Below are 12,803 nucleotides of genomic sequence, written 5' to 3' on the forward strand. Positions count from 1 at the left end.
CCGTTCTTTGCGGGTTGTGATGATCTGTGCGACGGACGGGTTCGTCCGCTCCTTGCCGCTGAACGCCGCCGCGAGCCGCGCGCTGGAGCTGAACCGGCACCTGGCCGAAGGCAAGCACCACGTCGAGGTGTCGATGCTGCTGTACGACATCAACCGCGACTCCACCCCCACCGACAGCTGGCCCTTCCCCGTCCACTACCTCACGCACGAGGACTACTACGACCCCAAGCACGGGCAGCTCAAGCGCCTGACGCGCAAGGCGCGGCCTGATGTGCTGGTGATCTCCGACAGCGCCCTCCTCGTGCGCAGCGGCCGGCAGCTGGCTGATGCGGCCGGCTGTGCGCTGGTGTACGAGATGCACGCCCAAGAACGCGTGCCCGCTCTGTCGAGCGTGGGCGCCGCCGGGGGGATGCACGACGGCGTGGTCCAGGGCGAGGCCCTGCGGCTGGCCGATGCGGTAGTGGCGTTCACCAGCGACGATGCCCAGTACGCCATCGACGCGGGGGCCGGGCAGGTGATGCACCTGCCCTGCGGCGCCGTGCCCCGGCGGGCGGCTGCGGGGGGTAATCCGAGAGGGCCTGTCGTGGTCGCCGCCGACTTCACCCGGGCGAGCAACGCCCAGGCCCTGGCCACCCTCAACAGTTGTCTTCCCGAGGACGTGCCGGTTTCGGTCTACGGCCGCTACCCGGCGCCGATGCGCACCCTGCTGCCCCGGCTGACGCTGCACGGGCCCGTGCCGAATCTGCCTGCCGCGCTCGCCCAGGGCTCGGTCGGCATCGCCGCGCACAGCGAACCCTCGGGGATGCGTGCACAGATCCTGGCCTACATGGCCGCGGGCCTGCCCGTCATCGCCACCCGGCAGGCGGCTACCGGCCTCGAGAACACCGGCGCCATGATCATCTCCGACGAGCCGGACCTGGCCGACCTCCCGGAACTTCTCGCCAGGCTGCGCAAGGACCCGGCACTGCGCCGGGCTCTGGGCCTCCACGGGCATCGCCGCATAGAACAGATGCTGTCCTGGGCTCGCATCGCCGAGCGGGCGGCCTCCGCCTACCGGTCCGTGCGGCCCGAGCGGGCCGGGCTCAAGGCCTCGGCGGGGGCCCGGATGCTGTCCGCACGCCCTCCGGGCTGGCTCGCCCTTCATCCCGGCCCGGGGCGTACTCGACCCGCCGACCACGTCGAGGCGGGGCCGGATGCGATGGGGGATGCTGCCGTCGACTGCGCCCGGATGGGCGCCTCCTGCCGCCTTGGAGTGCATTTCCCACCGCAGGTCAGCAGCTTCGAGGGCGGCCGGGTGACCTTCACGGTCCCTCGCGCCGTCCTGACCGTGTTCTTCCGGTGGCCACGCCAAACGGCGGAGCGGACCATCGCCGGGCTACGGACCGCGGCATCCTGCGGGCACATCACCGTTCCCCGCGTCACCGGCCAGGCGGCCTTCCCCGGCTCCGTGTCCTGGGTCAGCCTCACCCCGGTATCCGGCACGCCAATCAGGGAAGTTGAGGACAAGCCCGCGGGAGCGCGACTCCTGGGAAGCACCGCCGGCTACCTCCACCGCCTCCCGGAGGAGACGTGGGCGGGGGTGCCGCGCCTGAGCCGGTCCCGGATGTCGCTGGAGACCACTCGACGCCCCGACCGCCTGCGTCTGCTGAGCGTGCTGCGGCGCAGCGGTCATCACCGCAACGGGTGCGGGATGTCGTTCGTCCACGGCAACCTCCACGCCGCCACCGTGTTCCTCGGGCCGGATCCGGCGTCCCTTCCTGTGGTCACGGACTTCTCCGCGTGCGGGGTGGGGTGTCCGGATGAGGACCTGGCCGTCCTCTACGTCCACCATGCCGCCGACGGGCACTGGGGCGAGATCTGGTCCGCCTACCAGGAAGTCTGCGGCCGGGCGGTGGACCTCACTCATGTCGCCTGGCACGGCGCGCACTACGCCCGCTGGGCTCTGCAGGACGACCAGCCCGCTCACCTGGTGGAGAAGGCCACAGCGGCGCTGCCCGGCCTGCTCGGCTACCTCACCGACGACGCCACCCTCCTGGACCACACATGACCACGCCCCGGCCCCATCCCCTGGACAGCACCATTCCCGAACGCGAGGAGCAGCCCCCCATGACCACCCCCCAGGCCGAGCCCGGCCCCGGCGAATCGGCGCGCGCCCTGGTGGAGGCCGGGGTACCGGCCGAGGAGGCCAGGAACCGGGAACTGCTCCTGGCCCTGGCCGCCCCGCCTCCCCCGGGAACGGCCAACGAGCTGAGCCGGACCGTCGAGACGATCCGCACCTACATTGCCGACCCCGCGCGCCGCTCGGTGCCCGGCGAGCTGGTGCACCAGTGGCGGGTGGCGCTCGACCGCCACCACCGGCACCTGCCCACCTCGACCACACGGAGCCTGCGCCGGCCCGGCACGTGGCTCGACCACCAGATGCGCCTGGCCCACCTGCTCACCCACCTCGGCGCCGACTCCTACTGGGGCGAACAAGAAGTCATCCCCTTCTCCGAGATCAACACCGCAGTGCACCTGTGGGGGCACCGGTGACGACCACGATGAACACTTCCGCCCAGGCCGCCGCCGAGCTCCTCGTCCTCCTCGGCGGCCCCGCGAACATCGCCACCGACGCCGACTACTGCGCCACCCGCCTGCGCGTGGCCGTCCGTGACTTGTACGCCGTGCGGGGTCACGCCCTGCACGACCACCGCATCGTGCTCGGCATCATCAAACGGCCCGACAGCGAGATCGACATCGTCGTCGGCCACTACACCGCGGCCACCCTCTCCCTGCTGATCAACGTCGCCGTGGCGGAAGCCCTGGCGGAAGCGGAGCAGGAATGAGCACCGGCGCCGCCTCCCGGCTCGAGCATCCGGTGCACACCGACCCGTTCCTCGCCCTGAACTACCGCTTCCCCGACGGCGAGGAGCACGAACTGCAGGCGCTGCGGGCGGCCCCGCTGCTTGAGCCCCGGCAACGCGTGGCCCTCACCCTGCTCGCCCTCGGCAACCTCCACGCAGGCGTCGCCGAAGACATGGGCATCACACGGCAGGAAGTCCAGCGCGTGCTCCAGGCGGCATCACGCGTGCTGCGCGTCCCCGGACGTACCCCCGCCCTGATCCACGCCGCGTACCAGCACCCTGCCTTCCCGCTGCCCGCCCCTGCCCGTGGCGAGCGTCCCGAGCTGACGCCCGGGGAGCTGAACGTGCTCGCCTCCTACGCCGCCGCTCTCCCGCTGCGAACGCTGCATCAGCCGTACGTCGTCACCCGCAACCAGGTAGCACGCGACCAGAAGTACCTCATGGCCAAGCTCAACGCCCACACCCCAGGCCACGCCATCCGCCGTGCCTGGCAGCTGGGCGTCTACGCCCGTCCGAGGGGCCCGAAGAAGATCGAGCAAGGCATCAGGCGGGGTGCGGACGCGACAGCCCGTTGCCCCACAGCAGCCGGCCCGGCGCCAGCGACAGCAGTGCCGTGAGCGTCACCCGTCGACACGCAAATCCGTAACCACCGCCTGCCCGGGGATGGGCGGGCAGAGGCATCAGCCCTGCCGTTTCCATCAGCAACACAAGTCCCGAATCGGGTGAGCGGCCACGCCCGAGTGAATCGCACACCGACCGGCAGACCGCCCGCCCAGCGCCCAGGAGCCACTTGACGACTACTCGAATTCCTGAACGACAAACCGCCCCCGAGAGGCCGTGACCACACCCATCCGGGGGCCGTTTTCCGATCACTCGTCCGACCCGCCCGTCAACGAGGAGGCGTAGTGCATCACCACCAGGATCGGTTCACAAATGCCACAGGGGTGCGTTTGAGATTCGAACACGACCAGGCAACTGGTCGCCGCGCCGGGACGGCCACGGGGAGGCGAGCGTGACAAAACCGAAGCGGGCTCCGTTGTCGGAGAGCGAGATTCTGCTGTTCTCCGGCGCGCTGCGGCACGACAAGGCATGGGCGAAGTACTCCGACCCGTTGTTGCGCATGAGCTTTTGGGCCATGGCCCGCCAGTTCCCCAGCATGCTCGCGATGATCGGCCGCATCGCGTGGCGTGAAGATCCCCGCGCCCTGGTCGTGCTGGTGACCGCGCAACTGGCCTCCGGCGCGATGTCGGCGTTCCTGCTCGTGGCGACGAACCAGGTGCTGGTGCACCTCTTCGCCGATGGGCCCACCCCGGACAAGCTGCGCGAGGCCCTGCCCGCGCTCCTGCTCGGCGGTGCTTCCTCGGCCGGGTCAGTGCTCCTGGGATGTCTGATCGTCCAGGTCGAGGGGCGCCTGTATCCGAAGATCGAGCTGTCGTGCCGGACGGCGTACTACGGCATGATGACGCGGGTCGAAATGTCCGCGATGGAAGACAAGGACATCCACCGTCAGCTCGCGCTCGGCCAGTACGGCACCGACTCCGTACGGCGCATGCTGTCGAGCTCGGTATGGATCATCAGCGGTCTGATGAGCCTGGGGGCCGCCGGCATCGTCCTCGCCGCACTGCACCCCCTGCTGCTCGCCGCACTTCTGCTCATCGCGGCACCGCGCTGGTGGGGCGCGGTCGTCGTCATGCGCCGCGCCTACGCCTCTCAGCACGCCTGGATCGACCACCGCCGTGCCACCGACGTCCTGCTCTGGCCGATCACCCGGGCCGGCGCGACCCCGGAACTGCGGGTCCATGGTGCCGGGCGGTTGCTGATCCACGCGCAGGAAGACATGGGCCGCACCGCGGCGGCGGAGAAGGCCCGCCTGGCGCGCGCCGAGGCGAAGACAGAGGTCGTTACGGCCGCCATGTCCGGCACCGCCCGCATCGTCGCCTACGGACTGCTGTGGTGGCTGCTGGTCGTCGGCGGCATGCCACTCGCCGCGGCCGGGACAGCGGTGCTGGCGATCCGCAACGCCACCGGCTACCTCAACCAGATCGTCACCCAGCTCAACCACATGTGCGAGGAGTCGCTGTACCTGACCGACATGAACAACGCCATCCAGCTCGGCGCCCAGCACGCCATCCCCGACCACGGCGCCAGCGTCGAGGGCCAGGGCGTCGAAGTCGTCCTCCAGGACGTCACCTTCCGCTACCCCGGCGCCGAACGCGACGCGCTCCAAGAGGTGTCGCTCACCATCCCCAAGGGCAAGGTGGTCGCCCTGGTCGGCGAGAACGGCTCGGGCAAGACCACGCTCGCCGGCCTCATCGCCGGCCTCTACCTGCCCACCGCAGGGACCGTCTCCTACAACGGCGTCAACATTCTTCAGGCCAACCGCGAAAGCGTCTTCGACCGGGTCGCCCTGCTCCCGCAGGACGTCGACTGCTGGCCCATGACCGTCCGGGCCAACATCCACATCGGCGACGCCGGCCGGCCGCTGAACCAGGAAAAGATCGAAGCCGCAGCCGAACGGGCCGACATCCGCACCGTGGTCGAAGAACTGCCCCACGGGTGGGACTCCATCGCCGTCAAGGACTTCGAACGCGGCGTGCGGCTCTCGGGAGGCCAGTGGCAGCGCATCGGCGTCTCACGCGCCGTCTACCGCGAACGCGACCTGCTGATCGTCGACGAGCCGACCGCCGCGCTCGACCCGAAAGCCGAGATCGACATGTTCGAGTCACTGCGCTCCTTCACCGACGACGGCATCACCACCGTGCTGCTCATCACCCACCGGCTCGCCGCCACGGCCAACGCGGACGTGATCCACGTCCTCAACAAGGGACGGCTGCTCGAGTCCGGCTCGCACGCCGAGCTGACGGCCCTCACCGGCGGCCACTACCGGGAAATGTACGAACTCCAGGCCGCCCAGTACCGCAACGGGACCGTACCCGCTGCCAGGAAGGGCTCACCAGCAGACGCCTGATGTCGAGGGCCGGAGGGGGCCGCGCATTACAGGCGGGCGCACACCTCGGCCCTCGGCCTCGGCCCCGACACGATGCTCTACGAACTCGACCAGGAACGACAGGAGGGTGCACCTTGACCGTGATCGTCGGGCTCATCGAAGAAGACCGGGTCCACATCGGCGGGGACTCCGCCGGCATCTCCGGATGCAGACTCACCATCCGCAAAGACCCCAAGGTATTCCGCAACGGCCCCTATGTCCTGGGCTTTTGCGGCAGCTTCCGCATGGGCCAGCTCCTGCACCACGCCTTCAAGGCACCCAAACCCAAAGGCGACCTCGACAGCTTCATGACGACCCGGTTCGTCAACAAACTGCGCACCTGCCTGAAAGAAGCAGGCTGGGCACGTAAGGAATCCGAGCAGGAGAAGGCCGGCACGTTCCTCGTCGGAATTCACGGACGCCTCTTCATCGTCTACGCGGACTACCAGGTAGCCGAGCCCGCCGATGAATACGCGGCCGTCGGCTGCGGCAACGAATTCGCCCTCGGCGCCCTCCATGCCACAGCAACCGCGAACCTGGGGGCACGCGAACGCCTGACCGCCGCCCTCGCCGCAGCCAGCCATCACAGCACCGACGTCTGCGAACCGTTCACCTACGCCACCGCACCCTCCGTACGTGAGCTGTACGAGATGCAGGCCCGCCAGTACGACGCTGCGGTGCCCGGCCCGCGCAAGCCGGCCGACACTGAGGAGAGGAGCGACGCCCGGTGAGCAGCGCCCCGGCGGGAAGGAGCCTGTGGCGGCACGGGGACTTCGTCCGGTACTGGTCGGCGTCCGCGGTCGACATCGTGGGCAGCGGCGTCACCTCGGTCGCGCTGCCGCTGATCGCTATCGTCTCCCTGCACGCCAGTGTGTGGGAGGTGTCGTTGCTGTCGTTCGCCGAGCGGCTGCCGCCCCTGCTGGTCGCCCTTCCCGCCGGGGCGCTCGCCGACCGCCACCGCAAGCGCCCCCTGATGATCGGCGCGGTGCTCGTGTGCGGCGCAGGTTTCGCCGCCGTCCCCCTCGCGGATGCCGCTGGCTACCTGTCGCTGGAACTGCTGTACGCGGTGGCGCTGCTGACCTCGGCCGCCGGCCTCATTGGATCCACCCCAAGGATCAGCTACCTGCCGTCCTTGCTCCCCCGCGAGCAGTTGCTGGAGGCGAACGCCAAGGTCGGCGCCGTCTCCTCCTTGGCCGACAGCGCCGGGGCCCAGCTCGGCGGCGCAGTCGTCGCCATCCTGGGAGCCGCGCGCGCCGTCTACCTGGACGTCGCCTCCTACCTGGCCTGCGCGCTCCTCCTCGGCAGCATCCGCACCCCCGAACCCGCTCCGGACCGCTCGGAGCGGCACAGTTCGATGCGCACCGAGATCGCGGAGGGCGTGAAGTACGTGGTGCTGCACCCGGTGATCCGGCCGCTGCTGCTGACGGGCACCGCCTACACCGGCGCCTTCGCCTTCCTCACGACCTTGTGGGACGTGTACCTGCTGCGCGATCTGCACGGCACCGCGGCCGTCCTCGGGACGCTGCTGAGCGTGATGGCTCTTGGCGGGGTCGTCGGCGCGCTCGCCGTCCGATGGCTCGTCGACCGGTACGGGCCGGCCCGGGTCATGCTCACCGCCCTGGCCATCACCCCCTTCACCGAACTGCCCCTGCTGCTCGCCGAGCCCGGCCTCATCGGGCAGGCGGCCATCGCCGCAGGCCTGTTCGTCCAGATGGGGTGCGCCACCGCGCAGGGGTCCACCCAGCGCAGCATCCGCCAGGCCGTCTGCGCCCCCGGCATGCAGGGCCGGATGCTCGCCACCGGCCAGTGGATCACCTACGGCACCCGCCCCCTGGCCGCCCTGCTCGCCGGGGCCGCCGGCACGTGGCTCGGCCTGCGGAACACCCTCGTCCTCGGCACCCTGGCTCTCACGATTCCCTTCCTTGTCCTGGTCTCCTCCAGCATCCGCACCATGCACCAGGTGCCCGCGAGCCCCGCCACCGCGCAATGAACCACAAGCAGGCCCTGACCGTGGGCATCGGAAAAGAGGCATAGAGGTGACGATTCAAGAACCGGTCCCCTACTGGGACACCCTGTGGTCCGCCGGGCACCGGTACCGGCAGCTCGACGAAGCGGAGACTGCTCTCCTCGACCGGCACGCCGGGGCCGGCCGGGGCCGGTACGCGCTCGACATCGGCAGCGGCGACGGCGCCCTAGCCCGCCACCTTGCCCGGCTCGGCTACGACACAACGGCCCTCGACTGCGCACCCACCGCGATCGCGCTCGCAGCCGACGAGACGGACGAGGACAGGGTCACCTTCTGCTGTGGTGATATCGAAGCGCCACACCCGCCGCCCTTGCCGGAGCACGCCTACGCCCTGATCACCGCGCGGCTGGTCTACGCCTTCATCAAGGACAAGCCCGGCTTCCTCAACCAGGTCCGCAGCCTGCTTGTCCCCGGGGGACTGTTCTGGGTCGTCACACCCATGGCAGATCGGGTTCCCCCCGAGCGTGCATCGATCGGAATCACCGGTACCGAGGAGGAGTTGCTGATCAGCGGGTGGTCCGTCGCATCTGCCTCGGACTTGGACACCATGCGGTGCTTCGCTCTGAGACCGTGAACTCCGGCGTGAAGGAAGGGGAGTCTGCGATGGATGATGCGGCGCTGAACGAGCAGGCATGGATCATGTACGGGAAGCACCACCTTGAGCGTGGCACCTCCCTTTCGGAGCCTGAGCGGCTCGACTGGGGGTTTTGGGGCACCGGGCCCGGCGCCGAGGTCCTGGGCGACCTGGCCGGGAAGCGGGCGCTCGATATTGGCTCCGGCACGGGCCGCTACCCCGCGTACCTCGCCCGCGTCCACGAAGCGTTCGTCGACGCGGTAGAAGTCTCGCCCACCCAGTACCTGCGCGCTACGGCCCGCTACGGCGACGTCCCCGGCGTGGGCTTCGTCCAGGCCGATGCCGTGGAGTTCCTTCGGCAGGAGAGGTCGCCGGACTACGACGTCGCGTACTCGGTGCACGGCCTCGGATACATCGATCCGCACCCGTTCCTGGAAGCCCTGGCTCCCCGCGTGCGGGAAGGCGGGAGTCTCGTCTTCTCGGTGCTGCACACGAACAAGGACGGGGCCGGGCCGGAGGTCACAGTCGCCCCACGGGACGAGATCCTCCCCTTGACCGGCGGGGGCGAGCTGACCGTGCGCATGTGGGTGCTCAGCCCCTTGCTGTGGGAGGACCTGCTGGTCGAAGCAGGCTTCCTCGTGGAGCACATCTGGGTGCTGCGGGCGCCCGAGTCGAGCAATCCGGTTGCCTGCACCCTGATCGCCGCTCGCCGTCAGCACAGTTGAGCCGACACCGCCGGGCCCCGGGGCTGCCATGTTCAGCGGGGCTTCACGGGGACAGTGCTCGACCTGACGGGGTTGAACGAAACACGAAGGCCCCCGTGCGTCTCTGCGGCGGCCTCGGCGTACCTCTTGGAAGGTGACCCCAGCGTAACAGCGGCAACGGAATGTAACGGACGGAGGGCTCCGGCTCCTATCCCTATATTCTGGACCCTCTGATTTGAGTGGATGGAGTTGTCGTGGAAGGCCGTAAGCCCCTGCTGGTGGGGCGCAAGGAGTGGGCACGGCTGTACGGCGTGGCCGATAACGCGATCAATGCGCGATGGGTGCCGCGGGGTCTGGTGTCGTACGACGACGCGGTGATCGTGTCGGGGAAGTACGTGTGGCCGGGTGGCGTGGCCATCAGCTTCGCGTTGCCCGAGGGGGCCAACGGCCGTCAGCTGAACCAGTCCGTCCTGGCCGCCCTCAAGGAGGAGCAGGGGGCGAACTGGGAGCCGGCCTCGAAGGGCGAGCTCCCGCGACTGATGGGGGCGCACGAGTACGCGGAGCTGTACCGAGTGACCCACCCGCAGATCTCGACGTACGCGAAGCGGAATTCGCGCCTCGTCGCGCCTCCGGATTACAAGGTGTCGGGCTCCGCAGTGTGGTTTGTGGAGACGGTGCTGGGCTATGCCGAGGAGGCAGCCAAGGCGTCCCGGACGGGGGCGTGGAGCATACGTGAGGACGTGGCCGCTGCACTGCTCGACGGCACGTATACCGGCCCGGGTTCTGCCGCCTCTAGCCGTGGGATGCACGCGGAGAAGGCGGCTGACGCCGAAATGAGTTGATCACCCCCCATTCGGGTACTAGAATATAACTACAGGAGGGCGGTCGACGACCGCCCGATCCTGTAGCGCAAAATAGGTACCTACGTTTCACGGAGGGGACGACTATGGACTCGTTGCAGCTTGAGCTGCCCATCGCGCCACTGCGCTACCCCGCACCGGTCGGGAGCGAGGTGAGCATCCAGGAGCGGTTCGAGGCATTCCACGAGCTCAACCCCTGGATCTGCGACAAGCTGGAAGCCTTGACGGCCGACTGCCTCACCCACGGCAGCAAGCGGGTCGGGATCGGGATGCTCTTCGAGGTACTGCGCTGGCAGTACGGGCGCGCGACGGCAGGCAAGGAGCCCTGGCGGCTCAACAACGACTTTCGATCGCGCTACGTGAGGCTCCTGCTCCAGCGGCATCCCGAGTGGTCAGCGGTGTTCGAGACCCGGCGTCTCCACCGCCCCTGAAATATGTAGCTGCCTTTAACTTCGACCTCTTGGAGAAGGCATGAACCCGAACCCCGCCCCCAAGCTGCGGACACGCAAGCCGAGCGCCACTGTTCCCTGGCCGAGAGTGCTGTGGGACGCGGACGAGAAGGGCAGCCCCGCCCTCGGCGCCGCCGCGTTCACCGGCTCCTCGCGCGTCGGCACGGCGTACTGGCTGGAGCTCGGCGAGGACACGGCCGATGAGTACGGGGCCGTGGACGGCGCGGACTACGCGATCATCCAGCACAATGGCACGTTCCGGGACATCCTTGAGCAGCTGGAGGCGGTCCACGCGGAAGCCAAGCGGACCGCAGCGGCGGGCGAGAAGCCTGTCGTACTGATCATCGACTCGGTTTCTCAGCTGTGGCGGATGCTCGTTCACTGGACTCACCAGCGCGCCCGGCGCAGCAACGCGGGGCAGCACAAGCTGAGGTTCGACCCCGACGCCGAGCTCCGGCCTGCCATGAACTTGTGGGACGACACCACCGAGCGGTGGGAACGGGTCATGCACCTGGTGCGCACGATGCCCGCCATCGTGATCCTCATAGCCCGCAACAAAGAGATCCCCACCATCAACGAAGCCGGCAAGCCGGTCGACGGCACGAAGACTTGGCAGGTCGAAGGGCACAAGTCGCTGATCTTCGACGCCACACTGTGGGTCCGCACCCTCCGGGGAGATGACCACCTCTACGTGGTCAGCGCACGGTCGCTGACCTTCCAGGTTCCACGCGAGGGCAAGCCCAAAGACCTGAAGGGCGTCACGCTCGACACCCTGATCTTCGACTTGATGCAGTTCGAGCCGCACAACGACCTCCCACAGACGCCGCCGTTGGCCGGTGACCTCGCTCAGTCGTGGATCAGGAAGGTCGAGGAGATTGCCAATCGCGACGGTCTCGACGGGCTCACCGCTGTGTGGCAGGAAGCCGTCGCCGACAAGGACCTGACGCGCGACGAAGTCGGTGTGGTCCGCGTGGCGATCGAACGCGCCGCGGCGGAGCTGCGTAACCCGCCGCAGCTGCACGATCCCACGAGTGACGCGGCCAGGTTGCGGGCCGCCGCCGAGCAGGCGCGGGCCGAAGCGGACCCCTTCCACGGCGACCCCGACTGGTAGTCCGGCCTCTGACCTTCCCCACCTCTTTCCTGCCGGGGCCCGCCTGCGCGGGCGGGCCCCGGCATGCTTCTTGGAGACTTTCGTGACCGTGACAACCCTCGCCCCTGGCGAGATATCGATATGGACGGCCGCCACGGCCGTTGACGCGCGCAGACCCCGCTCGCGGCAGAAGCAGCTGGGCGCTTCGGACACCGTGTGCCAGCGCCGGGCCGGCTACGTCGTGCACCAGGTGCCGCACACAGACACCCCCGACATGCGGGCGGCGATCCTCGGCACCTACATCCACGCCGGGCTGCTGGAGTCCGCGCGCACGGAGTACGGGTGGCTCGTCGAGCGTTCCGTTGCCGACTCCCGGATCCGCGGGCACATCGACGTGGTGCAGCTGGACGAGGCCACAGCCGCCCGGCTCCCCAAGCGCCACCGGCCCGTGGCCCCGGCCGATGTGGTGACGGTGGAGGACGTGAAGACGAAGTCGACCCGCGTGTGGGAACGCGTCCTGCGCTACGGGCCGTCGGCGGCCGAGATGCGTCAGGTCTTGCTCTACGCCGATCTGCTGCGCACCGTGGGCTTCGCCGACGTCCCAGGACAGCGGTACCTGCATCGCATTGGCCCCCTGGACGTGCAGCGCATCCGCTTCCGCTTCGTGTGCCGCGACACCGGGGAAGAGCACATCAGCGAGTTCCCGTTTGACCCGTGGCTGGCGGATCAGGCCCGCTGGTGGGTCGACCAAGTCCTTGAGGCCGGCTCGCCGGAGGAGCTGTCCCGCGACCACGATGGGCCGGGGCTGCCGACGAAGAACCTGTGCGACTTCTGCCCGTGGGCGTCGGCCTGCTGGCCCGGTACCGCGCCCGGACGCCCTGTTCAGACGATGCTCGTGCATGACGATGACCACCGTGCCGAGGTTCTGACCGGCTACGTGCGCGACCGCGAGCGGATCAGCGCGGCCAAGAAGCGCCAGGAGAAGCGCCGCGCCATGATCGACGACTCCCCGGAAGGCGTGTACGGGGCGAACCGGCTCGGCTGGGGCGGCGGCCAGGAGAAGGAAGAGCCCGATATTCAGGCGCTCGTCGACCTCTTCGATGAGGCCGAGATCCTTGTGCCCTTGGTCCCGAACGTCGATCAGATGGTGAAGATCGCCCGTCGTGCCGGCTTGGTCATTCCGATGCGCAAGGCCGCCGGCAAGAAGACCCCTCGGACGATCAGCGTCACCCGCGCCCCCAACAAGGCCGCCTGACGCCCTCCTGACGGCC

General features: G+C 69.2%; 13 protein-coding genes. All 13 read left to right on the plus strand.

The genetic code is table 11. The features are described from left to right. Positions 1-19: 19 nt before the first annotated feature. The 13 genes from ACX9I7_RS01115 to ACX9I7_RS01175 all read left to right on the plus strand — a co-directional run bounded on the left by ACX9I7_RS01115 (position 20) and on the right by ACX9I7_RS01175 (position 12,787). Entirely contained in the window at positions 20-2,047 is a 2,028-nt protein-coding gene (locus ACX9I7_RS01115; RefSeq protein WP_459386214.1) for a glycosyltransferase family 4 protein, read from the plus strand. 59 nt (positions 2,048-2,106) lie between these two features. Then, the gene (locus ACX9I7_RS01120) at positions 2,107-2,532 is read left to right on the plus strand and encodes a hypothetical protein (RefSeq protein WP_459386215.1); all 426 of its coding nucleotides are present in this window, start codon (positions 2,107-2,109) and stop codon (positions 2,530-2,532) included. An 8-nt stretch (positions 2,533-2,540) separates the two neighbouring features. After that, positions 2,541-2,825: a PTS transporter subunit EIIB gene (locus tag ACX9I7_RS01125; RefSeq protein ID WP_459386216.1), complete on the plus strand. Its 285-nt coding sequence runs from the start codon at positions 2,541-2,543 to the stop codon at positions 2,823-2,825. Then, a complete protein-coding gene (locus ACX9I7_RS01130) occupies positions 2,822-3,460 on the plus strand; it encodes a hypothetical protein (RefSeq protein WP_459386217.1) in 639 nt (212 codons plus the stop codon). Before ACX9I7_RS01125 ends, ACX9I7_RS01130 begins: the two co-directional genes overlap by 4 nt. A gap of 395 nt (positions 3,461-3,855) precedes the next feature. Next, the gene (locus tag ACX9I7_RS01135) at positions 3,856-5,811 is read left to right on the plus strand and encodes an ABC transporter ATP-binding protein (protein WP_459386218.1); all 1,956 of its coding nucleotides are present in this window, start codon (positions 3,856-3,858) and stop codon (positions 5,809-5,811) included. 119 nt (positions 5,812-5,930) lie between these two features. Then, positions 5,931-6,560 (plus strand): hypothetical protein, encoded by a 630-nt coding sequence (locus ACX9I7_RS01140; RefSeq protein WP_459386390.1) that lies wholly within the window; start codon positions 5,931-5,933, stop codon positions 6,558-6,560. Continuing rightward, on the plus strand, positions 6,557-7,819 hold the full coding sequence (locus ACX9I7_RS01145) for an MFS transporter (protein ID WP_459386219.1): 1,263 nt from the start codon (positions 6,557-6,559) through the stop codon (positions 7,817-7,819). The genes ACX9I7_RS01140 and ACX9I7_RS01145 overlap by 4 nt, the downstream gene beginning before the upstream one ends. A 46-nt stretch (positions 7,820-7,865) precedes the next feature. Beyond that, positions 7,866-8,429, plus strand: a complete 564-nt coding sequence (locus ACX9I7_RS01150; protein ID WP_459386220.1) for a class I SAM-dependent methyltransferase — start codon at positions 7,866-7,868, stop codon at positions 8,427-8,429. Beyond that, positions 8,426-9,154, plus strand: a complete 729-nt coding sequence (locus ACX9I7_RS01155; RefSeq protein WP_459386221.1) for a class I SAM-dependent methyltransferase — start codon at positions 8,426-8,428, stop codon at positions 9,152-9,154. Before ACX9I7_RS01150 ends, ACX9I7_RS01155 begins: the two co-directional genes overlap by 4 nt. A gap of 233 nt (positions 9,155-9,387) precedes the next feature. Then, positions 9,388-9,975, plus strand: a complete 588-nt coding sequence (locus ACX9I7_RS01160; RefSeq protein WP_459386222.1) for a hypothetical protein — start codon at positions 9,388-9,390, stop codon at positions 9,973-9,975. Between the two features lie 104 nt (positions 9,976-10,079). Then, a complete protein-coding gene (locus tag ACX9I7_RS01165; protein ID WP_459386223.1) occupies positions 10,080-10,424 on the plus strand; it encodes a hypothetical protein in 345 nt (114 codons plus the stop codon). Between the two features lie 40 nt (positions 10,425-10,464). Then, positions 10,465-11,553 (plus strand): DEAD/DEAH box helicase family protein, encoded by a 1,089-nt coding sequence (locus tag ACX9I7_RS01170; RefSeq protein ID WP_459386224.1) that lies wholly within the window; start codon positions 10,465-10,467, stop codon positions 11,551-11,553. Positions 11,554-11,641: 88 nt separating this feature from the next. Further along, complete coding sequence (locus ACX9I7_RS01175; protein WP_459386225.1) at positions 11,642-12,787, plus strand: PD-(D/E)XK nuclease family protein; 1,146 nt, start codon at positions 11,642-11,644, stop codon at positions 12,785-12,787. The last annotated feature ends 16 nt before the right edge of the window (positions 12,788-12,803 follow it).

It is taken from the genome of Streptomyces sp. L500, assembly GCF_054551825.1.